20 protein-coding genes and 5 tRNA genes are annotated in these 21766 nt (G+C 72.8%); 18 read left to right on the top strand and 7 right to left on the bottom strand.

Annotation, left to right across the window (positions count from 1 at the left end):
• The first annotated feature begins 252 nt into the window (after positions 1 to 252).
• The 8 genes from OHT61_RS05775 to OHT61_RS05740 all read left to right on the top strand — a co-directional run bounded on the left by OHT61_RS05775 (position 253) and on the right by OHT61_RS05740 (position 11397).
• Positions 253 to 1314, top strand: coding sequence for a methionine ABC transporter ATP-binding protein (locus OHT61_RS05775; RefSeq protein WP_329035620.1), 1062 nt, complete (start codon positions 253 to 255; stop codon positions 1312 to 1314).
• Complete coding sequence (locus OHT61_RS05770) at positions 1311 to 1982, top strand: methionine ABC transporter permease (RefSeq protein ID WP_329035619.1); 672 nt, start codon at positions 1311 to 1313, stop codon at positions 1980 to 1982. The genes OHT61_RS05775 and OHT61_RS05770 overlap by 4 nt, the downstream gene beginning before the upstream one ends.
• A gap of 82 nt (positions 1983 to 2064) precedes the next feature.
• Positions 2065 to 2931: a MetQ/NlpA family ABC transporter substrate-binding protein gene (locus tag OHT61_RS05765; RefSeq protein ID WP_329035617.1), complete on the top strand. Its 867-nt coding sequence runs from the start codon at positions 2065 to 2067 to the stop codon at positions 2929 to 2931.
• Positions 2932 to 3032: 101 nt separating this feature from the next.
• Entirely contained in the window at positions 3033 to 3710 is a 678-nt protein-coding gene (locus tag OHT61_RS05760; RefSeq protein WP_329035616.1) for a GNAT family N-acetyltransferase, read from the top strand.
• Between the two features lie 121 nt (positions 3711 to 3831).
• Positions 3832 to 5055: a precorrin-6y C5,15-methyltransferase (decarboxylating) subunit CbiE gene (cbiE, locus tag OHT61_RS05755; protein WP_329035613.1), complete on the top strand. Its 1224-nt coding sequence runs from the start codon at positions 3832 to 3834 to the stop codon at positions 5053 to 5055.
• 329 nt (positions 5056 to 5384) lie between these two features.
• Positions 5385 to 8804 carry a nicotinate-nucleotide--dimethylbenzimidazole phosphoribosyltransferase gene (gene cobT / locus OHT61_RS05750; RefSeq protein WP_329035611.1) on the top strand — a complete coding sequence of 1140 codons (3420 nt, stop codon included), beginning with the start codon at positions 5385 to 5387 and terminating at the stop codon, positions 8802 to 8804.
• A gap of 339 nt (positions 8805 to 9143) precedes the next feature.
• Positions 9144 to 10397, top strand: a complete 1254-nt coding sequence (cobA, locus tag OHT61_RS05745) for a uroporphyrinogen-III C-methyltransferase (RefSeq protein ID WP_329035609.1) — start codon at positions 9144 to 9146, stop codon at positions 10395 to 10397.
• 175 nt (positions 10398 to 10572) lie between these two features.
• On the top strand, positions 10573 to 11397 hold the full coding sequence (locus tag OHT61_RS05740) for a TrmH family RNA methyltransferase (RefSeq protein WP_329035608.1): 825 nt from the start codon (positions 10573 to 10575) through the stop codon (positions 11395 to 11397).
• Here the strand turns inward: OHT61_RS05740 and OHT61_RS05735 are convergent.
• Positions 11370 to 12725, bottom strand: a complete 1356-nt coding sequence (locus OHT61_RS05735) for a serine/threonine-protein kinase (RefSeq protein WP_329035605.1) — start codon at positions 12723 to 12725, stop codon at positions 11370 to 11372. The two genes, OHT61_RS05740 and OHT61_RS05735, sit on opposite strands and share 28 nt — an antisense overlap.
• A gap of 206 nt (positions 12726 to 12931) precedes the next feature.
• Between OHT61_RS05735 and OHT61_RS05730 the strand changes: the two genes are divergently transcribed.
• The 6 genes from OHT61_RS05730 (at position 12932) to OHT61_RS32480 (ending at position 17058) form a co-directional block, all read left to right on the top strand.
• Positions 12932 to 13189: a hypothetical protein gene (locus tag OHT61_RS05730; RefSeq protein ID WP_329035604.1), complete on the top strand. Its 258-nt coding sequence runs from the start codon at positions 12932 to 12934 to the stop codon at positions 13187 to 13189.
• Between the two features lie 285 nt (positions 13190 to 13474).
• Positions 13475 to 13681: a hypothetical protein gene (locus tag OHT61_RS05725; RefSeq protein WP_329035602.1), complete on the top strand. Its 207-nt coding sequence runs from the start codon at positions 13475 to 13477 to the stop codon at positions 13679 to 13681.
• A 261-nt stretch (positions 13682 to 13942) separates the two neighbouring features.
• Positions 13943 to 14905, top strand: coding sequence for a phosphotransferase family protein (locus OHT61_RS05720; protein ID WP_329035601.1), 963 nt, complete (start codon positions 13943 to 13945; stop codon positions 14903 to 14905).
• A 63-nt stretch (positions 14906 to 14968) separates the two neighbouring features.
• Positions 14969 to 15256, top strand: a complete 288-nt coding sequence (locus OHT61_RS05715; protein WP_329035599.1) for a TFIIB-type zinc ribbon-containing protein — start codon at positions 14969 to 14971, stop codon at positions 15254 to 15256.
• Positions 15257 to 15611: 355 nt separating this feature from the next.
• Complete coding sequence (locus OHT61_RS05710) at positions 15612 to 16961, top strand: L-lactate MFS transporter (RefSeq protein WP_329035597.1); 1350 nt, start codon at positions 15612 to 15614, stop codon at positions 16959 to 16961.
• Between the two features lie 7 nt (positions 16962 to 16968).
• Positions 16969 to 17058, top strand: a complete 90-nt coding sequence (locus tag OHT61_RS32480) for an MFS transporter small subunit (protein WP_415925071.1) — start codon at positions 16969 to 16971, stop codon at positions 17056 to 17058.
• A 60-nt stretch (positions 17059 to 17118) separates the two neighbouring features.
• Here OHT61_RS32480 and OHT61_RS05705 read toward each other — a convergent pair.
• The 5 genes from OHT61_RS05705 to OHT61_RS05685 all read right to left on the bottom strand — a co-directional run bounded on the left by OHT61_RS05705 (position 17119) and on the right by OHT61_RS05685 (position 17561).
• Positions 17119 to 17190: transfer RNA gene (locus OHT61_RS05705), tRNA-Val, on the bottom strand.
• 23 nt (positions 17191 to 17213) lie between these two features.
• Positions 17214 to 17285 (bottom strand) — tRNA-Val (locus tag OHT61_RS05700).
• A gap of 19 nt (positions 17286 to 17304) precedes the next feature.
• Positions 17305 to 17376: transfer RNA gene (locus OHT61_RS05695), tRNA-Val, on the bottom strand.
• Between the two features lies 1 nt (position 17377).
• A tRNA-Cys gene (locus OHT61_RS05690) sits at positions 17378 to 17451 on the bottom strand.
• 37 nt (positions 17452 to 17488) lie between these two features.
• Positions 17489 to 17561 (bottom strand) — tRNA-Gly (locus OHT61_RS05685).
• 145 nt (positions 17562 to 17706) lie between these two features.
• Here OHT61_RS05685 and OHT61_RS05680 point away from each other — a divergent pair.
• The 3 genes from OHT61_RS05680 to OHT61_RS05670 all read left to right on the top strand — a co-directional run bounded on the left by OHT61_RS05680 (position 17707) and on the right by OHT61_RS05670 (position 20508).
• Positions 17707 to 18756: a chorismate-binding protein gene (locus OHT61_RS05680; RefSeq protein ID WP_329035595.1), complete on the top strand. Its 1050-nt coding sequence runs from the start codon at positions 17707 to 17709 to the stop codon at positions 18754 to 18756.
• Complete coding sequence (locus OHT61_RS05675; protein WP_329043107.1) at positions 18756 to 19577, top strand: aminotransferase class IV; 822 nt, start codon at positions 18756 to 18758, stop codon at positions 19575 to 19577. Before OHT61_RS05680 ends, OHT61_RS05675 begins: the two co-directional genes overlap by 1 nt.
• Before the next feature lie 94 nt (positions 19578 to 19671).
• Positions 19672 to 20508 carry a GNAT family N-acetyltransferase gene (locus OHT61_RS05670; RefSeq protein WP_329035592.1) on the top strand — a complete coding sequence of 279 codons (837 nt, stop codon included), beginning with the start codon at positions 19672 to 19674 and terminating at the stop codon, positions 20506 to 20508.
• A gap of 18 nt (positions 20509 to 20526) precedes the next feature.
• On the opposite strand, the gene OHT61_RS05665 is transcribed toward OHT61_RS05670, so the two are convergent.
• Positions 20527 to 21042: a DsbA family protein gene (locus OHT61_RS05665; RefSeq protein WP_329035590.1), complete on the bottom strand. Its 516-nt coding sequence runs from the start codon at positions 21040 to 21042 to the stop codon at positions 20527 to 20529.
• Between the two features lie 154 nt (positions 21043 to 21196).
• Between OHT61_RS05665 and OHT61_RS05660 the strand changes: the two genes are divergently transcribed.
• Entirely contained in the window at positions 21197 to 21652 is a 456-nt protein-coding gene (locus tag OHT61_RS05660; RefSeq protein WP_329035589.1) for a hypothetical protein, read from the top strand.
• The last annotated feature ends 114 nt before the right edge of the window (positions 21653 to 21766 follow it).

The raw sequence follows: 21766 nt of genomic DNA, 5'->3' as shown, positions 1-21766 counted from the left end.
GCCCGGTGCTCGTTGTATGTGTCGAATGCGCGCCTTCTGAGGGCCCCCGCCTGAGCCTCGCGCCCCGAAGCGAGACCGAGCCCGCGCCGTCCGCGCCCTGCGGATCGAGCCTGCTCCCGCATGTCTCCGAGCCCGCCCGGGGCCGGACCGTGCCGAGACTCCCACCGGTCGACCACTGAGAACAGTCTCATCAGACGAATGCCCCGTGCCCGGCGGACACCGCGCCGTGCACTCGACAGCGACGGAAACCCTGTGATCACCACTTCGGGCCTCACGAAGGTCTACCAGTCACGCGGCCGTGACGTCACCGCCCTGGACGGCGTGGACCTGCACGTCCGCGAGGGCGAGGTCCACGGCGTCATCGGACAGAGCGGCGCCGGCAAGTCCTCCCTCATCCGCTGCGTCAACCTCCTCGAACGCCCCACCTCGGGCACCGTGACCGTCGACGGCCAGGACCTCACCGCCCTGGCGGGCCGCGGCCGCCGGGCAGGCAAGGAACTCCGCCGGGCCCGCAGCCGCATCGGCATGGTCTTCCAGCACTTCAACCTGCTGGACTCACGCACCGTCCGCGACAACGTCGAGCTCCCCCTGGAAATCCTCGGCATCGACGGGAAGGCGCGCACCCGCAAGGCGCTGGAACTCCTCGACCGCGTCGGCCTCGCCGACAAGGCGAAGGCCTACCCCGGTCAGCTCTCCGGCGGGCAGAAGCAGCGCGTCGGCATCGCCCGCGCGCTGGCCGGTGACCCGAAGGTGCTCCTCTCCGACGAGGCCACGTCGGCGCTCGACCCCGAGACGACCCGTTCGATCCTGCAGCTCCTGCGCGACCTCAACCAGGAACTCGGTCTCACCGTCCTGCTCATCACACACGAGATGGACGTCGTCAAGACGGTCTGCGACTCGGCGGCCCTGATGAAGAAGGGCCGCATCGTCGAGTCGGGCACGGTCGGCGACCTGCTGGCCACCCCCGGCTCCGAGCTGGCCCACGAGCTGTTCCCCGTGGGCGGCTCCGCCTCCGGTCCCGAGCAGACGGTCGTCGACGTCACCTTCCACGGGGAGTCGGCGGCCCGGCCGGTGATCTCGCAGCTCTCCCGCACCTACAACATCGACATCTCGATCCTGGGCGCGGCGATGGACACCGTCGGGGGCAAGCAGATCGGCCGCATGCGCATCGAACTGCCCGGCCGTTTCGAGGAGAACGTCGTACCGATCGGCTTCCTGCGCGAGCAGGGCCTCCAGGCCGAGGTCGTGCACGGCGACTCCGCCGGCACTGCCGACCGCACCCCCGCAGATCTCACCAAGGAGGTGGCGAAGTGACCTGGTCCGAAATGCAGCCACTGCTCTCGCAGGGAACCGTCGACACGCTCTACATGGTGTTCTGGTCGACCCTCGTCACCGCGCTCGGCGGGCTGCCGCTCGGCATCCTGCTCGTCCTCACCGACAAGGGCGGACTGCTGCAGAACACCGTGGTGAACAAGGTCACCGGCGTGATCGTGAACATCGGCCGCTCGCTGCCCTTCATCATCCTGCTGATCGCCCTGATCCCGTTCACCACCTGGGTCGTCGGCACCTTCATCGGGCCGTCCGCGATGATCGTGCCGCTCGCCATCGGCGCCATCCCCTTCTTCGCGCGGCTCGTCGAGACCGCGGTGCGCGAGGTCGACCACGGACTCGTCGAAGCCGTCCAGTCCATGGGCGGATCCATCCCGACCATCGTCCGCAAGGTCCTGCTGCCCCAGGCGCTGCCGTCGATCGTCTCCGGTGTCACCACGACCGTGATCGTCCTCGTCGGCTACTCCGCGATGGCCGGCGCGGTCGGCGGCGAAGGACTCGGCTCCAAGGCCGTCACCTACGGATTCCAGCGCTTCGACAACCAGTTCATGCTCATCACCGTCGCGCTGCTGATCGTCATCGTGACCGCGGTCCAGCTGATCGGCGACGGAGCCGTACGCCTGCTGGCACGCCGGGGACGCACCACCTCCTGACCCCTGATCCTCCCCCCACCCGAGAAGCCCCGAACTCCTTGTCCGGGCGCACCACCATCACCACCGGAAAGAGGCACTCTTCGTGCGCAAGAACATCAAGCTCTCCGCCGCCGCTGCCGTCACCGCCGCCCTGGCCCTCGGGCTCAGCGCCTGCGGTACGGACTCCGACCCGTCCGCCAAGGGCGCGACGGGTGCCGACGCGGACACCTCCAAGGCCCTCGTCGTCGCCGCGTCCCCGACGCCGCACGCCGACATCCTGAACTTCGTCAAGAAGAACCTGGCGCAGAAGGCCGGCCTCAAGCTGGAGGTCAAGGAGTTCACGGACTACGTCCTGCCGAACACCGCCACCGAGAACGGCCAGGTCGACGCCAACTTCTTCCAGCACAAGCCCTACCTCGACGACTTCAACAAGAAGAACGGGACCCACATCGTCCCGGTCGTCGACGTGCACCTCGAACCCCTCGGCCTCTACTCCAAGAAGGTCAAGGCACTCAAGGACATCAAGCCCGGCCAGACCGTCGCCGTCCCCAACGACACCACCAACGAGGGCCGCGCGCTCCAGCTCCTCGCCGAGAACGGACTGATCACCGTCAAGGACGGCGTCGGTACGAACGCGAAGCTCAGTGACATCACGGACAAGAAGGGCCTGGAGTTCAAGGAGCTCGAGGCAGCGACCGTGCCGCGCGCCCTCGGCGACGTCGACGCCGCCGTCATCAACGGCAACTACGCGATCGAGGCCGGCCTCCAGCCGGGCAAGGACTCCCTGGTGCTGGAGAAGGCCGAGGGCAACCCGTACGCCAACCTCCTCGCCGTCAAGAAGGGCAACGAGAAGGACCCCCGGGTCGAGAAGCTCGCCAAGCTCCTGAACTCCGACGAGGTCAAGAAGTTCATCGAGGACACCTACAAGGGGTCGATCATCCCCGCCTTCGGTGCCCCCGCCAAGTCCTGACCCCAGGGCGCCACTTGCACGGCGAGCCCCGCACACCCCCACACGGTGTGCGGGGCTCCGCCGTGCGGACCCGCCCATGCGCGCCGCCCGCCCGATGCTGCATGCTGTGTCTTCACACGGTCTTCGGCATGGAGCTGCGCATGACTCTCACCTTCCCGTCCATCTCCATCAGCACGGACCGGTTGGTGCTGCGCCCCTTCGACATGGCGGACGTACCCGCCTACATCGAGATGATGAACGACGAACTGGTCGTCGCCTGGACCGAGGCACCGCACCCCTACACCCGGACCGACGCCGAGCGCTGGGTGCGCAGGATCGCCCCCGCCGAGCGTTCCCAGGGGCACGGCATCGTCTTCGCCGTCACCGAGTTCCTCACGCAGCGCCTGGTCGGATCGGTCCGCCTCCTCAACACGGACCGCCGCACCCTCGCCGCCGAGGTCCGCTACATCACCGCCCCCTGGGCCCGCGGTGAGGGGTACGCCACGGAATCCGTGCTGGCCGTCGCCGAATGGCTCTTCCGGGACCAGGGGTTCGAGCGCATCGAACTGCGCACCCCGGCCGGGAACACCGCCTCCCAGCAGGTCGCCCAGAAACTGGGCTGCATCAGCGAGGGCGTCCTGCGCAACGCCCGCATAGCCAGGACCGCGACCGAGGACGGCGGCTGGACCGACATCAGGACCGACCTCATCGTCTGGGGTCTCCTGCCGGAGGACCTGGAGGGCGTCGCCGAGCAACTGGCGGAGGCGGGCGGATACGGCGCGTACCAGGACTGGAACTGATCCGGACACCGGGCCCGGGGAGCCCCCCGAGGGGCGCTGGTACGGACCGGATACGCTCCCCCTTGCTCCGCGACATCCCGCGGACGGCTCCCGCCTGCGACACCCCAGGAGACTGACGACGATGGCCGACCGCGTCACGGTGATCGGCTGGGACGGCTCGCCCCTGTCCAGAGCGGCCACGGCCGCCCTCTCGGCCGCCACGCTCGTCGCCGGCGCCGCCCATCACCTCGCGCTCCCCGAGGTCCCCGGCCCGGCAGAACGCATCCGCCTCGGCAGCGTCGACCTGGCCGCCCGCAGGATCGCCGGTCACCGGGGCAGCGCCGTCGTGCTCGCCGACGGCGACCCGGGCTTCTTCGGCGTGGTGCGCACGCTCCGCAAGCCGGAACACGGCCTGGAGGTCGAGGTCGTCCCCGCGGTCTCCTCCGTCGCCACCGCCTTCGCCCGCGCCGGCATGCCGTGGGACGACGCGCAGGTCGTCGTCGCGCACCCGCGCACGCTGCGCCGCGCGGTCAACGTCATCCGCGCCCACCACAAGGTCGCCGTGCTCACGTCCCCGGGCGCGGGCCCGGCCGAGCTGGCCCTCCTCCTCGACGGCGTGCACCGCACCTTCGTCATCTGCGAGGAGCTCGGCACCGCGCGGGAGCGCGTCACCGTACTCACCTCGGACAAGACCGCCGACCACACGTGGCGCGACCCGAACGTCGTCATCGTCGTCGGCGGCGGACCGGAGGCCACCGCCAACGGCGCCTGGATCGCGGGGCGGCGCCCCGCCCAGCGCGAGGACGTCAGGGGCTGGGCACTGCCCGGCGCCGCCTACGGCGGTGCGGGGGACGGCGGCGAAGGGGAGTCCCCGGGCCTGCGCGCCGCCCAGCTCGCGCGCCTCGGACCGCGCACCGGCGACCTGGTCTGGGACATCGGCTCGGGCGGCGGCGCGCTGGCCGTCGAGGCGGCCCGCTTCGGCGCCGCCGTGCTCGCCGTCGACAGCGACCCCGACGCCTGCGCGCGCACGGCGGCCGCGGCCCGCACCTTCCAGGTCGCCGTCCAGGTCGTCCGCGGCTCGGCCCCGCACGTCCTGGAGAGCCTGCCCGAGCCCGACGTCGTACGGATAGGCGGCGGGGGCGTGCCGGTGGCCATCGCGGTCGCCGACCGGCGGCCGGAACGTATCGTCACCCACGCCTCGAACCGGGACGAGGCGGAAGCCCTGGGGGCGGCACTCGCGGAGAACGGTTACACGGTCGAGTGCGCGCTCATCCAGTCCGTCGAACTGGACACCTCCGCCTGGACGGAGCGCGAACGGTCCGTCGTGTTCCTGCTCGCGGCGGTGCGCTCCGACCTCGCCCCCTGAACGTTCGCGGCGGTACGCGGGGTAGGCTGACCGATTGTTGTACCGCGCCCGGGTGTTCGATCATTCGTTCGTCAATGTCCGGAAAAGTGGACCGTATTGGTCCGCGATGTGGTACAGCGCAACCGGGGGACGCGCAACGTGGCGCAGTCCACAGCGAGCCGAGGCGGAACCGTCCGTCGCGGCGGTGATCGCCCGCGAGAATGTAGCTCCGCGCGCGTTTCGTGCCGCGCGGCGAGCCCGCTCGTTCTTGTTGACGAGCGCCGGCGTGCCGTGGTTCGGCCATCCCGGGCGAAGGGCGAAGGAGCACTCACGATGGGCGAGGGGTACGCATGACTGACACCGGCCAGATCCCGGGCGAGGGACTGCCGGAGAACGCAGGCATGGTGGAGCAGCCGGGCGTACCCGCCCCGGACGCCTACACCTACCTCGAACCCTCCGAGCACGCCCCCGAGGACGACGACCTCCTCCTGATGCCCGCGGCGCAGGGCGCGTGGAGCGACGCGCCGGCCACCGGACAGTACGAGAACGTCCTGCCGCACCAGGTCCCGGCGCAGGGCGGTCCGGCGAACGGCACGCACCCGTCCGGCGCCGCCGAGGTCAACGGCGTACGCATCCCGGCGCACCAGCCGGTCCAGGTCCCGGTCGCCGCCTCCCCGGTCCGGCGTCCGCTGCACCGCGGCCCGTCGTCCACCGAAGCACCCTCCTACGGGGGCGCCACCGGAGTGGTCCGCTCGCTCGCGGACCGCGGACCGGCCGGTGCCCCGCAGACCGCTGCGCCGGTACGCCCCGCCGGTCCGCCCACGGCGGGTCCCGAGTACTTCGACGTCCCCGCGGACGACGCGGCTCAGCTGCCCGGCCCGCAGATGGGGGAGATCCCGCCGCAGGGCGCTCCCGCGTGGGGTGCGCCGGAGCCGGCCGCGGCCCCCGAGGCCGTGCCCGGGCCGGCCACGGCCCCCGCCGGGTCCCCGGCCCCCGATGCTCCGGCGGCATCCGAGGCCGTCCTGGCGGAACCGGTCGCCCCCGTCCCGTCCGCGCCCTCCGCCGATGCGGCTCCCGTCACCGTGGCCGCGGTCACCGCGCAGCCCGCCGAGCCGGCGCAGCCCGTCGAGTCCACGCAGACCGCCGAACCGGCGCTTTCCGCCCTGCCGGAGGAGACGCCCGGCCAGGACGTCACGGCCGTGGTCACGCCCCCCGAAGCCGTGGTGGAGGCCGGTCCCGCAGAAACGGTCGCCCCCGAGGCGGCCGTGGCTCCGGAGACCCCCGCCGAGGAGCTTCCGGCCGAGGCCCCCGCCGAGCTTCCGGCCGGGATTCCGGCCGCGGTCGCACAGGCCGCTCCGGCCGAGCCGATCGCCCCGGCCACCGCTCCGGCCGAGCCGATCGCCCCGGCCACCGCTCCGGCCGAGCCGATCGCCCCGGTCATCGTTCCTGCCGAGCCGGTCTCCCACCCCGTCCAGGTCGCCGCTCCGCCCGCTGCCGCGGCCGAGGCGCCCGGTGTGCCCGCCGAGCCCGAGCCCGTCGCCGAGCCGGAGCCCGTCGCCGCGCCGGAACCCGTTTCCGCTGAGGCACCGGTCGCGGTCGAGCCCGTACCGGTTCCCGAGGCCGCGGAGCCGGTCGCCGTCCAGGCACCCGAGGCCCCGGCCGCCGTGGAGCCCGAGCCGGCGCCGGGGGCCGAGCCCCGGACCGGCTTCCAGGACTTCACCGAGCCGGAGCCCGGCACCGGGCCCGAGATCATCGAGACCCCCGAGGTGCAGGACAACGTCAGCCCGGCCCCGGCCGAGGCCCCGGCGCCGGCCTACATGTCCGAGATCCCCCTCCTCGCCGATCTGCCCGCGCCGCCCGCGCCCTCCGAGGAGCCCGCGCCCTCCGAGGACCCCGTGGAGGCCGCGGCGCCCGCGGTCGCCGACGAACCCGTGACGGCCGAAGCGCCGGCAGTCGCCGAGGAGCCGGTGACGGCCGAGGCGGCCGGGGCGCCGGAAGGGACCGAGGCCCTCGAGCCCGCCGATGCGGCGCCCGCGAGCCCGCCCGCACCCGGCTACGACGACGCCGAACGCGAGGCCGTCCTGCGCGTGATGCGGGAACGGCGGGACATCCGCAACGGCTTCCGCGCGGACCCCATCCCGCACGAGGTCCTCCTCCGCGTCCTGGAGGCGGCGCACACCGCACCGAGCGTCGGCCACTCACAGCCCTGGGACTTCGTCGTCATCCGCTCGGCCGAGACGCGCCGTTCCATGCACGAACTGGCGCAGCGCCAGCGGGAGGCCTACGCCAAGTCGCTCCCCAAGGCCCGGGCCAAGCAGTTCAAGGAACTGAAGATCGAGGCGATCCTCGACACGCCCGTGAACATCGTCGTCACCGCGGACCCCACCCGGGGCGGCCGGCACACCCTCGGCCGGCACACCCAGCCGCAGATGGCGCCGTACTCGTCCGCGCTCGCCGTGGAGAACCTGTGGCTCGCCGCCCGCGCCGAGGGCCTCGGCGTGGGCTGGGTCAGCTTCTTCGACGAGCGTGAGATGGTCCGCGCCCTCGGCCTGCCCGAGCACCTCGAAGTCGTCGCGTACCTCTGTGTCGGTTACGTCGACGAGTTCCCCGAGGAGCCCGAACTGATGCAGGCGGGCTGGTCCAAGCGCCGCCCGCTGTCCTGGGTCGTCCACGAGGAGACGTACGGCCGCCGCGCCCTCCCCGGCGAGGAGCCGCACGACCTGCTCCAGGACACCATCGCCGGGATCCGACCGCTCGACGCCAAGGCCCTCGGCGAGGCGTGGGAGCGCCAGAAGCGGATGACGAAGCCCGCCGGTGCGCTCGGCATGCTGGAGATCATCTCCGCCCAGCTCTCCGGGCTCTCCCGGATGTGCCCGCCGCCCATCCCCGAACCGGCCGCCGTCGCGATCTTCGCCGGAGACCACGGGGTGCACGCCCAGGGCGTCACGGCATGGCCCCAGGAGGTCACCGGCCAGATGGTCGCCAACTTCCTGGGCGGCGGGGCGGTCTGCAACGCCTTCGCCGCGCAGGTGGGCGCCGAGGTCTGCGTCGTCGACGTCGGCGTCGCGACGGAACTCCCCGCGACGCCCGGTCTGCTGCCCCGGAAGGTGCGTGCCGGGACGGCCGACTTCACCACCGGGCCCGCGCTCACCCGCGAAGAGGTGCTCGCCGCGATCGAGGTGGGCATCGAGACCGCCCGCGACCTGGTGGCGGCCGGCAACAAGGGCCTCCTCACCGGTGAGATGGGCATCGCCAACACCACCGCCTCGGCGGCGCTGATCTGCGTCTACACGGGCATGGACCCGGCCGAGGTGACCGGCCGGGGCACCGGGATCAACGACGAGATGCACGCCCGCAAGGTCGACGTCGTACGCAGGGGCCTGGAACTGCACCAGCCCGATCCCGCCGACCCCATCGGCGTGCTCGCCGCGATCGGCGGTCTGGAGCACGCCGCGATGGTGGGCTTCCTGCTGGGCGGCGCCTCCCTCCGTACGCCGGTGATCCTCGACGGCGTGAGCGCCGGCGCCGCCGCCCTGGTCGCCCGGGCGATCGCCCCCGAGGCGCTCGCGGCGTGCATCGCGGGCCACCGCAGTGCGGAGCCGGGGCACGTCGCCGCACTCAACAAGCTGGGCCTGCGCCCGCTGGTCGACCTGGACCTGCGCCTCGGCGAGGGCACCGGCGCCCTGCTCGCGCTGCCCATCGTGCAGAGCGCCGCGCGCGCGATGCACGAGGTGGCCACGTTCGACTCCGCGGGCGTCACCGAGAAGTAGGCGTCCCCGTGCCCGGGCGTGGCCGACCGGCCCGCCCGGGCACGCCCGCGCTCCCGCCCGCCCGGCCCTCTGTGCCCGACGGCACCGGCCCCGCGCCGACGCGTGGAGCGAGAGCCGGGAACCCCTCCCGGGTCCCGGGCACGCACTGCGCGGCGGGATCCGGCCGCCTTCCCGCGAAGAGGCCCCCGCGCCGCGGGCCACCGCCGCCGCCCGGGGTCCCGCCGTCACCACCCCGTATCGTGGTCCCACGCGCCACCACCCACTCAGCCCACGTCACAGCCGCTCCACCGCCGCAGCGGCCCGCAGCACACCGCATCTGCACGAGGAGCCCGCACGACCATGGCCGAGCATGACGATCACCCTGCCTACCCCGTCGGTCTGCGCCTGAACGGGCGCCGTGTCGTCGTCGTCGGCGGCGGCCAGGTCGCGCAACGCCGGCTTCCCGCGCTCATCGCCGCCGGAGCCGACGTCACCCTGGTCTCCCCGTCCGCGACCGCCTCCGTCGAGGCGATGGCCGACGCGGGCGAGATCCGCTGGGAGCGCCGCAGGTATCAGGACGGCGACCTCACCGACACCTGGTACGCCCTCGTCGCGTCCTCCGACGCCGTCGCCAACGACGCCGCGTCCGCCGAGGCCGAGCGCACCCGCACCTGGTGCGTGCGGAGCGACGACGCGGAGGCCGCCACCGCCTGGACGCCCGCCACCGGCCGCAGCGAGGGCATCACGGTCGCCGTCCTCACCACCACCTCGGAAGGCCGCGACCCCCGGCACTCCGCCGCGGTCCGCGACGCGATCGTCGAGGGCCTGCGCGACGGAACGCTCGCCGCGCCCCACCACCGCACCCGCGCCCCCGGTGTCGCGCTCGTCGGCGGCGGGCCGGGCGACCCCGACCTGATCACGGTCCGTGGCCGCCGTCTCCTCGCCGAGGCCGACGTGGTCATCGCCGACCGGCTCGGCCCCCGTGACCTCCTCGACGAACTCCCGCCGCACGTCGAGGTCATCGACGCCGCGAAGATCCCCTACGGCCGCTTCATGGCGCAGGAGGCGATCAACCAGGCACTGATAGACCACGCCAAGGCCGGGAAGTCCGTCGTCCGCCTCAAGGGCGGCGACCCGTTCGTCTTCGGACGGGGCATGGAGGAGGCCCAGGCGCTGGCCGCCGAGGGCATCGCCTGCACCGTCGTCCCCGGGATCTCCAGCTCGATCTCCGTGCCGGGCGCGGCCGGTATCCCCGTGACCCACCGCGGCGTGGCGCACGAGTTCACCGTGGTCAGCGGGCACGTGGCGCCGGAGGACCCCCGCTCCCTCGTGGACTGGCAGGCCCTCGCACAGCTGCGGGGCACCCTGGTCCTCCTGATGGCCGTCGACAAGATCGGCGCCATCGCCCGCGCCCTCATCGCCCACGGCAAGTCCCCCGACACCCCGGTGGCCCTGGTGCAGGAAGGCACCACCGCGGCGCAGCGCAGGGTCGACGCCACCCTCGCGACGGTCGGCGAGAGGGCCGTCGCCGAGGAGGTACGTCCCCCCGCCGTCATCGTCATCGGTGACGTCGTCGCCGTCGCCACGGAACCGTCCGGGGCGCTCGACGGCTGACCCGGCCGTTCCCGGACCGGCGGCCGACCCCGCGGCTTCCGGCCCGACGGCCCACCGGCCGTTCCCGACCCGACCCGAAGGCCGTTCCCGACGCGGCCCACCGGCCGTTCCCGACCCGAAGGCCGATCCGGCCCGACGGCCGCACTCCACCCACCCGACAAGGCAGTTGCACCCCGTGGCAGAACTCATCACCGTCGACGACCCGGACGACCCGCGTCTCGGCGACTACACCGGCCTGACCGACGTCGAACTCCGGCGCCGTCGGGAACCCGCCGAGGGCCTCTTCATCGCCGAGGGCGAGAAGGTGATCCGGCGCGCCGCGAACGCCGGGTACGAGATGCGGTCCATGATGCTCTCCGCCAAGTGGACCGATGTCATGCGCGACGTGATCGACGAGGCGACGGCACCGGTCTACGCCGTCACACCCGAGCTCGCCGAGCGCGTCACCGGCTACCACGTGCACCGTGGGGCCCTCGCGTCCATGCGGCGCAGGCCGCTGCCCGACGCCGCGACCCTCCTGGCCCCGGCGGAGGGCGACGTGCGGAGGGTCGCCGTGTTCGAGGACATCGTCGACCACGCCAACCTCGGGGCCGCGTTCCGCAACGCCGCGGCGCTCGGCGTGGACGCCGTCCTGCTGACCCCGCGCTGCGCCGACCCGCTCTACCGGCGTGCGGTGAAGGTCTCCATGGGATCCGTCTTCCACGTCCCGTGGACCCGTCTGACCTCGTGGCCCGACGACATCGGGCTGCTGCGCGACGCCGGCTTCACCACGGCCGCCCTGTGCCTCAGTGACCGGTCGATCACCCTGGACGAACTCGTCGCACAACGGCACGAGAGGCTGGCGCTCGTCTTCGGGACGGAGGGCGACGGCCTCACGCCCCGGGCCCTCGCGGCGGCCGACGCCCACGTACGCATTCCGATGGACGCCGGAGTCGACTCGCTCAACGTCGCCGCGGCCTCCGCGGTCGCCTTCTACGCGACCCGGATCGCTCCGTCCTGACCGGGTGAGGGCCCGCCCGTCCGCACGGACGGCGCGGCGGCCCCGTCGTACGTGTGCGACAGCGGGGCCTCCAGCCCCCGGGCGGGCCCCTGGCAGCCCTGCGCCGCAGCGATCCCCAAGGCCACGAGCAGGGTGACCACGACGAAGACGACCAGGCGCTGACGCAGCAGGCGGGGGTTGGCCGGACGCCGCTTCCCGCTCTTGCCGGCCGAGGTCGTCCGGACCCCGGGCCGGGTGCCCGGCCTGCCGTTCGTGGGCTTCTGCCCCTGCGGGTGCTGCCCGGAACGCGCGGCCCCCCGGGCGGCCCGAGAGGGCGAGCCGTCCGTGCGGGGAGCCCCGGAACGCGACGACGTGGGACGCCGGCCCTGGGAACGGGGTGCGGGCGCTCCGCCACCCCCGGCACGCCGGGTCGCCTGCTCGGTGTACGAACCGCCCTCGAGCCGCCCCGTCGGGCGGTCGAGTTCCTGCTCGCTCCGCTGCGCGGGCGGGCGGCGCTCCTGCAGTCCCTGCGCCTCGCGCGCCGCGATCTCCTTGAGCCGCATGGACAGCTGCAGGGTGCTCGGCCGCTCCTCCGGGTCCTTCGCCAGGCAGGCGCGTACGAGCGGGGCGAGCGCGTCGTGCACGTCGAGCAGATGGGGCTCCTCGTGCACCACGCGGTACAGCATCACCTCGGAACTGCCGTGCCCGAAGGGGGAGTCGGCCATGGCCGCGTACGCGAGCGTCGCACCGAGGGAGAAGACGTCCGTCGCGGGTGTCACCGCCGCGCCGCGTACCTGTTCGGGTGCCAGGAATCCCGGCGAGCCGACCGCCGTACCGACATGGGTCAGCGTGCTGGCGCCCGTCGACCAGGCGATGCCGAAGTCGATGATGCGGGGGCCCTTGGGGGAGAGCAGGATGTTCGACGGCTTCAGGTCCCGGTGGACGACACCGGCCTCGTGGACCGCGACCAGCCCTTCCGAGAGCGCGGCGCCGATCGCGGCCACCTCGGCCGCCGGGAGCGGACCCTCCTCGGCGACCTTGTCGTGCAGTGAGGGGCCGGGGACGTACTGCGTCGCGAACCAGGGGCGGTCGGCCTCCAGGTCGGCGGCCACCAGCCGGGCCGTGCAGCCCCCGCGGATCCGCCGGGCGGCGGACACCTCGCGCGCGAAACGCGAACGGAACTCCTGATCCTCCGCCAGGTCCGGCCTGATCACCTTGAGCGCCACCCGCTGGCCCCGGCGGTCCGAGCCCAGGTAGACGACGCCCATACCGCCCGCGCCGAGCCGTCGGTGCAGCCTGAACGAGCCGACGACACGCGGGTCCTCGCGCCGGAGCCGCATCATCGCCATCGTCTGCCCATCCCCGCTGCCTGGTCCGCCTGACGAGGCACAGCTTACGTACCCCCGGCGCGGGGCGCTCAGAGGCCGCGCCCTCGCCGTCCCATCGATTGTCAGTGCCCGGTGGGAGAATTGAGCAGTGGTCAGGGAGCCGGGGATCCAGGCTCTGTGGCCCGTGCGAGATCTCAAAGGACCGTCGCAGAAGGGGGATTGGATCAATGAAGGGCGATCGTGTGGAAATAGTCGTGGACGCGGGTGACACGACCAGGACGTACGAAGTGGTGGCCTCCAGGGCAGGCCGCCGGGTGGAGACAGCGGTCCGCCGGGGTGTGGTGGAAGTGAGTGAAGTCACCCGAAGTGGATCAGTTGTCCGTACCGCCCGCTTCATGGCGACCCGGGTGCTTGCCCTGGTCGAACAGCCGGTCCCCAGGGAGGACGCCTCCGAGCGCCCTCTCCGGGAAGGCCCCGAGGCATAGAGCTCCCCCGCCGGCCGGAGCCGGGCCGGACACCCGCAGCCCTCGCCCCGGGTGCCCGGGCCCGGCCGGGGCCCCTAGGTGGATAACGCCGCGACTCAGGGCCGATCTCCACCCAGGGGAGTACGAGCGGGGTGGCCGGCTCATCCTCCGGGAGGCCCGTCATTCGGTACGCGGGCATGACGCCGGGCCGGCCCCCCGTCCCTAGTGTTGAACTCATGCGGCGGGCGCGGAACTCGTCCCCCGAGGCCGTACCGCCCGCCGCACCGACAGGCCAGGAGAGGAACCATGGCGGACACGGCTGCGCGGTCCATGAACCGCACGCGGGAACGCAGGGCATACGCCTCGTTCGGCGCGCGCCCGTCCGGGACGCGTCACCCACTGGTGGCGACGGCCATGGTCCTTCCTCTGGCGGCCCTGCTCGTGGTCGTCTTCGGCGGCTGGGACGCGGTGGTCACACAGGCGTCGTCCGTGGGCGTGATGCTGGGGCGCTGAGCGGCGCCCCGGGTCCGGAAGAGCGGTCCGGACCGGGACATCCGGCCAACAGCCCCGTGGGGACGGGGGTGCGGCGGACGACAGCGTTTGTCCGGCCAGCTGGGGAGCTGGCCGGACATCGCGCTGTCCGGGCCCTTTCGCCGTCGCTGTCCGGGCCCCTTGACCGCCGCCGTGTCCGTGCCTCTTCGCCGCCGCGTACGATCGGCGCCGGGCCCGGCCGCCGGGCCGGGCCGGGCCGACCAGCGCCGTGGAGCCGAGCCGATGACCACCGACCCCGTCGTGCACGCCCTGGGCGACCTCGCACACGGCAGTGCGCACGCGGCCGCCGGCCCCTGTGCATGCGCTCCGCCCGAGGTGCTCGCCGACCGCCCGGACGGGACGGTGGTCCGCAGCGGACCCGTCGTCGCCAAGGCCCACGCCCCCGACACGGAGACGGCAGCACTCGCGGCCCGCCTGGCTCTGGCCGCCCGCCCCGGGCTGTCCGGCACCCTGCTCCGGCCCCTCCCGGTTCCGGACGGGACGCCTCGCTCGGTCGCGGGCCGGGCCGTCAGCCTCTGGCCGTACGGCGAACCCGTCGACCCGGCGGATCCCGACGCGGCCCCCTGGGAGGAGGCCGCCGCCCTGCTGGCACGGCTGCACCGCACCCCGCCGCCGCACGCCCTTCCGCCGATGCGCGGTCCGGTCAAGGCCGCCCGGGCGGTCGCACGGATGCGTGGGGCCCGCACCGGGGACCCCGGCCTCGCCCCCGTCCTGGCGACCTGGCAGGGCCTGCCCCGCTGGGCACGCGGCGAGGGCCCCCCGCCCGAGCACCGCGACGGGTTCCTCTGCCACGGCGACCTGCACCTCGGCCAGCTCGTCCGCCATCCCGGCCGGCCCGGTGCGTGGCTGCTGATCGACATCGACGACACGGGTCTCGGCGACCCCGCCTGGGACCTCGCACGGCCCGCCGCCTGGTACGCGGCCGGACTGCTCGCGCCGGACGTGTGGCTGCGCTTCCTGGACGCGTACCGGGCCGCAGGGGGGCCCGCCGTACCGGCCGAGGGCGACCCGTGGCCCGCGCTGGACGTCGTGGCGCGGGCGCTCACCGTGCAGACGGCCGCACTCGCCCTCGCCAAGTCCGCGGCGGAGGAGCGCCGTCCGGACGAGGTGGAGCAGTTGATGATCGACGCATGTGTCCGCATCGCCTCCCTCCCACCCGAGTTGGCCGTCAGCCACGCGTCGTAGGGTGAAGCGATCGTCACCGGGCATGCATTCCGGTGACGTCGTCACGACTGAGGAGCCGACTCGATGATCCAGTGCCCCAAGTGTCATGCCCAGATGCACACGTACAACCGCAACGGTGTCCAGATCGAGCAGTGCAGCGGCTGCCGCGGGATATTCCTCGACTACGGCGAGCTGGAGTCCCTGACGCGCCTGGAGTCGCAGTGGACGCAGCAGGCCCCGCCGCAGCCGCCCGCCCCGCAGGCGTACCCCGCGGCGCCGGCTCCCGCCTGGGGTGCCCCGCACCAGGGCGGGCACGGGAACTACGGTCACCACCGTCAGAAGAGCTTCGGCCGGATGCTGTTCTCCTCCTGACCGTGCCGCCGTGCGGCCGTCTCCGCACGGGCGGGTCCGGGCCCGCGCCCGGACCCGCACCGCACCTGGGACCACGTCCCGACGGCCCGCACCGCGCTCACGGCCGCCGGTCGACGGCCCGCACCGCGCTCACGGCTGCCGGTCGACGGCCCGCACCGCGCTCACGGCCGCCGGTCGACGACCCGCGGCCGCCCCTCGGGCAGCGTCCCACCGGTCACGTCGCGCGCACGAGGCGGGACGTCCGGACCCGCCGTACACGTACGGGACAGAATGTCCCGACCCGCATCGCATGCGGCCGACGCACTTCCGTTCATGATCTAGTAATGGCCAGGGCTGATGCCTAAAGTGCGGATCCATGAACTTCCTCGACAGGTCCCGAACTGTCGCGCCCCCGGGGTGGAGCCGCTGGCTCGTACCACCCGCCGCGCTCGCCGTACATCTCTCCATCGGACAGGCCTACGCCTGGAGTGTGTTCAAGCCCCCGCTCGAATCCGCTCTCGGTCTCTCCGGCACGGCCAGCGCGCTCCCGTTCCAGCTGGGCATCGTGATGCTCGGCCTCTCGGCCGCCTTCGGCGGCACCCTCGTCGAACGCAACGGCCCGCGCTGGGCGATGTCCGTCTCGCTCGTCTGCTTCTCCACCGGCTTCCTCGTCGCCTCGCTCGGCGCGGCCACCGGACAGTACTGGCTCGTCGTCCTCGGCTACGGCTTCATCGGCGGCATCGGCCTCGGCATCGGGTACATATCCCCGGTCTCCACCCTCATCAAGTGGTTCCCCGACCGCCCCGGCATGGCGACCGGCATCGCCATCATGGGCTTCGGCGGCGGCGCCCTCATCGCCTCGCCCTGGTCCACCGGGATGCTGGAGAGCTTCGGCACCGACCGCTCCGGGATAGCCCAGGCCTTCCTCGTCCACGGGGTCGTCTACGCCGCCTTCATGGCCCTCGGCGTCCTCCTCGTACGGGTCCCGCCGGACGGCTGGCTGCCCGACGGCTGGGAGCCGAAGCAGGAGACCCGCAGGCTCGTCACCAACGCCCAGGTCTCCGCCCGCAACGCGCTGCGCACCCCGCAGTTCTGGTGCCTGTGGGTCGTCCTGTGCATGAACGTCACCGCGGGCATCGGCATCCTCGAGAAGGCCGTGCCGATGATCCAGGACTTCTTCGCGGGCACCTCCGCCCCGGTGACCGTCTCCGCCGCCGCCGGCTTCGTCGCCCTGCTGTCCCTGGCCAACATGGGAGGGCGTCTTCTGTGGTCCTCCACCTCGGACCTGATCGGCCGTAAGAACATGTACCGGGTCTACCTCGGCGTCGGCGCCCTCATGTACGTGGTGATCGCCCAGCTCGGCAACGACTCCAAGCCGCTCTTCATCTGCTGCGCCCTGGTGATCCTCTCCTTCTACGGAGGAGGCTTCGCGACCGCGCCGGCCTACCTCCGGGACCTCTTCGGCACCTACCAGGTCGGGGCCATCCACGGGCGGCTGCTGACCGCGTGGTCGACGGCCGGGGTCCTCGGGCCGCTCATCGTCAACCGGGTCGCCGACGCGGGGGAGCGGGCCGGCCACAGCGGCCCCAGCCTCTACACGACGTCCCTCACGATCATGATCGGACTGCTGGTCGTCGGATTCGTCGCCAACGAGCTCATCCGCCCGGTCCACGCACGTTTCCACGAGACCCCGGAGGAGAGCCCCCGTGTCCACCAGCAGTCATAAGCCCCTCATGGTGTTCGTCTGGCTCTGGGTCGCCGTCCCCTTCGGCTACGGGCTCTACGAGCTCGCCCGCAAGGCCACCCAGCTCTTCACCGGCTGACGGCCACCCCCGAGCATGACGAAAGCCCCGGTCGTCGAGACGACCGGGGCTTTCGGACGGTGCGCGATACTGGGATTGAACCAGTGACCTCTTCCGTGTCAGGGAAGCGCTCTCCCGCTGAGCTAATCGCGCAGGGTGACCCTGCGTGTACTGCGTGCGCGATACTGGGATTGAACCAGTGACCTCTTCCGTGTCAGGGAAGCGCTCTCCCGCTGAGCTAATCGCGCGGGGATCCTTGCGGACCGGTGGACGATACTGGGATTGAACCAGTGACCCCTTCCGTGTCAGGGAAGTGCTCTCCCGCTGAGCTAATCGTCCTTGGAGGTGGAGACGGGATTTGAACCCGTGTAGACGGCTTTGCAGGCCGTTGCCTCGCCTCTCGGCCACTCCACCAGGGGTGGGGGTTCGGGAAGATCCCCCACCTTCTGCGAGCGGACGACCAGGTTCGAACTGGCGACCTCAACCTTGGCAAGGTTGCGCTCTACCAACTGAGCTACGTCCGCTTGTCTTTCCCGGCCCGCTTGCGCGTCCCGGCGACGTGTTGAACTCTAGCGGATTCCCGGGCCAGTACAAAAACGCGTTTGCGCAGCGTGCTGAGCCCCCGCCGCCCCGCCGCAGGTCACCGCGTGCCGCCCTAGACTCGGTCGCGTGCACGAGCTCACCCCCCTGGCCCGCTTCGGCGGCCTTGTCGCCTCCGGTCTGCGGGATGTCACGAGCGACCCCGCGGCTCTCGAATCATCCGGTTTCTGGGCCGTATGTGCTGATTTCGAGGGCCGTCTCGTCTGCGCCCGCTTCGCCGATGTGCGGTCCGAGCAGGTCCCGCCGCCGGTGTCCGGAGCCTGGCGGGGCCCCGCCCCCGAGGACTGGGAGTCCTCACTCGACGAGCACGCCTACGTGGCCGGAGTACGTCGGATCCGTGAACACATCGCGGCCGGCGAGGTCTACCAGGCGAACCTCTGCCGGGTCCTCTCCGCGCCGCTGCCCGACCCGCGGGCGGACGTCGACGCCCTCACCGCCCTGCTCGCCCGGGGCAACCCGGCGCCGTACGCCGGGACGATCCGGCTGCCCGGTCACGGGGTGGAGATAGCCACCGCGTCGCCCGAGCTCTTCCTCTCCCGTGACGGCCGGACCGTCGCGTCCGGACCGATCAAGGGCACCGGGCGCACCGAGGAGGACCTCCTGGAGAAGGACCACGCGGAGAACGTGATGATCGTCGACCTGGTCCGCAACGACCTCGGCCGGGTCTGCGCGACGGGCAGCGTCGAGGTCCCGGACCTCTGCGTGGTCGAGAAGCACCCAGGGCTCGTCCACCTCGTCTCCACGGTGCGGGGGCGCCTGGCCGACGGTGCGGGCTGGCCGGAACTGCTCGGCGCGGCCTTCCCGCCCGGTTCCGTCACCGGCGCGCCCAAGTCCAGCGCGCTGCGGATCATCGAGGCCCTGGAGACGTCGCCCCGCGGCCCGTACTGCGGAGCCGTCGGCTGGGTGGACGCCGACCGCGGCACCGCCGGGCTCGCCGTCGGCATACGCACCTTCTGGATCGACCGCACCGGCCCGGAACCGCTGCTCCGCTTCGGCACCGGGGCGGGCATCACCTGGGGCTCGGACCCGCGGCGCGAGTGGGCCGAGACGGAACTCAAGGCATCACGGCTGCTCGCTGTAGCGTCGGGCGTCCACGAGGAGACAGGGAGGACCGCGTGATGAGGATCTGGGCCGACGGCGGACTGAAGGACGCCGAGGACGCCAGGCTGTCCGTGCTCGACCACGGACTGACCGTGGGGGACGGCATCTTCGAGACGGTCCGGGTGGCCGCGGGCCGGCCCTTCGCCCTCACCCGGCACCTCGACCGCCTGAGCCGCTCGGCCAGGGGCCTGGGGCTGGCCGAGCCCGACCACGAAGAGGTCCGCCGGGCGGTCGCCGCCGTCGTCGAGGGCAACCCGATGGAGCTCGGCCGGCTGAGGATCACGTACACCGGCGGGCTCTCCCCGCTCGGCTCCGACCGGGGGGACGCGGGCCCCACGCTGGTCGTCGCGATGGGGGAGACCGCCAGGCGCCCCGACAGCACCGCGGTGGTGACCGTCCCCTGGACGCGCAACGAGCGCGGCGCCGTGACCGGCCTGAAGACCACCTCGTACGCCGAGAACGTCGTCGCCCTCGCGCGCGCCCACGAGCACGGCGCGTCGGAGGCCCTCTTCCCCAACACGGTGGGGCGGCTCTGCGAGGGCACCGGCTCCAACGTCTTCGTCGTCCTCGACGGCCGCATCCACACGCCTCCTCTCGCCTCGGGCTGCCTGGCCGGGATCACCAGGGCCCTCGTCGTGGAGTGGGCGGGCGCCCGCGAGACGGACCTCCCCCTCGACGTGCTGGAGGAGGCCGACGAGATCTTCCTGACCTCCTCGCTGCGGGACATCCAGGCGGTGCACCGGATCGACGGGCGGGAGCTGCCGGGAGCCCCGGGACCGGTGACCTGCAAGGCGATGCGGATCTTCGACGAGCGCGCGGCGGACGACCTCGACCCCTGAGCGGACCCCGGGGACCCGTGCGGGCGGGCCGGACTCCCGGAACCGCTTGCGTAAACGGGGTGACGGACCGGCGTCCAGCGGATAGAACACCCTGATGACCACGACCCTCCGGCCCGCCGGGCCGATCGAGCAAGGCGCCGACGGCGCACGGGCACGCACCTACGACGTGTGTGACAACGGGCGGCCCGTCGGTGCCGTCGGCATCGCCACCGACCCGGAGTTCGGGACGTCGGCGGGCGTCATCCACGCACTGCGCATCGACGAGGCGGCCCGCAGGCGGGGCCGCGGCACCATCGCCGCGCTCGCCGCAGAGGAGGTCCTGCGCGGCTGGGGGTGCACCCGGGTCCGTCTGGTGGCCCCCGCCGGCAACGAGGCCGCCCGGGGCCTGGCTGCCGTGCTCGGCTACACCGAACGCAGCCGCAACATGCTCAAGTCCCTGCGGAGGACGGCCCCCGCACTGCCGGAGGGGCTCGCCGGGCGCCCGATGACGGAGTCCGAGTTCACCGAGTGGGCCTCGACCAGCATCGAGACCTACGCGCGGAGCTGGGTGGAGCGCGGCGTGACGGAGGAGCAGGCCCGGCACAAGTCGGAGTCCGACCACGCCCGGCTCCTGCCGGCCGGCCTCGCCACCCCGGACATGTACATCCACGTCCTCGTGCGGAACCGCGAGACCCTCGGCCACGTCTGGGTCTCCCGCCACCGGGAGACGGAGGGCGACGACATCGGTTACGTCTTCGACGTCGAGGTGCGCGAGGCCCACCGGGGGAGCGGTTACGGCAGGGCGCTGATGCACCTTGCGGAGGCCATCACCCTCGACGCGGGCCTCGGAAGTCTCGGCCTGCACGTCTTCGCCTCGAACACCCCCGCGCTGCGGCTGTACGAGTCCCTGGGATACGAGGCCACCCGTTACAACCTGGCCAAGGCGCTCTGACGGGCGCGGGCCCCCGCGTCAGCCCTGGCCGGCGAGCAGACGGTCGGCGATCTCCTCGATCCGCTCGCGCAGCCCCTCCTGGCTCTTCCCGCCGTCGAGCCGCTCGTCGCCGATCACGTAGGTCGGGGTTCCGGTGACGCCGATGGCCTTGCCCTCGGCCTGGTCGGCGTCGACGATCAGCAGGTGGCGCCCGTCGATCAGCGCGGTGTCGAACTCCTCCGCGTCCAGACCGAGTTCGTTCGCGACATCGAGCAGCAGGGGCTCCCCGCCGGTGGTGAGTCCGGCGGTCCTGGCGAGCACCGCCTCGACGTACGGCCACCCCTTGCCCTGGACGACGGCCTCCTCGGCTGCCTGAGCCGCCGCGTACGCGTGCTTGTGCTTCTCCAGCGGGAAGTGGCGCAGCCGGATCGCCATCCGGTCGCCGTAGCGTGCGCGCAGGGCGTGGATGTCGGTGAGGGCCCGGTGGCAGTCTGGGCACTCGAGCTCGCACCAGACGTCGAGGACGACGGGCGCTGCGGAGGGGGAATCGCTCATGCGGGCAGTCTCCCAGGCCGGGGCGGAGCTTCCCAATCGGGACCTGAGGAGGAGCGCGGCCCTGAGATGTCCCCGATACGGGGCGGCGGCGTGGCCCTGTCGCCCGTGGCCGGTGCAGGATGGAAGGGACGTTTCCCGAGGGCTGGAGGCCGCGATGCTTGCCGAAACCATCTGTTCCGCGGTGTCGGCGGCCGGTCTCGGCATCGCCGCGATCACGGCGTACCGGAAGAGGTTCCTCGCGGCCACGCGGATCGCCGCGTACTCCCTGGTGCCGGTGGGGCTGGTGCTGACGGGGGTCATCGACTGGCTGACGGACGTCGTCTTCAAGCCGGCCGTCTGGCTGGGCTTCGGTCTGCTCGCCCTGGCCTGGCTGCTCTTCATGCTCACGCGCGCCGTGGAGCGCCGGGGCGGCCGGACCCGCGAGGAGCGCAAGGCCGCGAAGGCGGCTCCGGGGGACGGGGCGGTCGCCCAGGCCGCCTCCTCGCGGCCGCTGACGTCCGGCGGAGCTACGGCGGCCGGGACGCGGGACGGCTCGAGGAAGAAGTCCGGGCAGGGGACCGGCGACGACTTCAGCGACATCGAGGCGATCCTGAAGAAGCACGGCCTCTGACAGGGGTGTGAGGCCCGGCCGAAGCACGTTCCGTCGGCATGGCGATGACATGAATCGATTCATGCGCACGCCGGTCGTCGGCCCGCGTTCCGCGCGTCGGTATATTCGGGTCGT

It is taken from the genome of Streptomyces sp. NBC_00178 (assembly GCF_036206005.1).
Classification (GTDB): Bacteria; Actinomycetota; Actinomycetes; order Streptomycetales; family Streptomycetaceae; genus Streptomyces.
The sequence above is the reverse complement of the archived record's forward strand: the minus strand, read 5'-3'. Positions and strand labels throughout refer to the sequence as shown.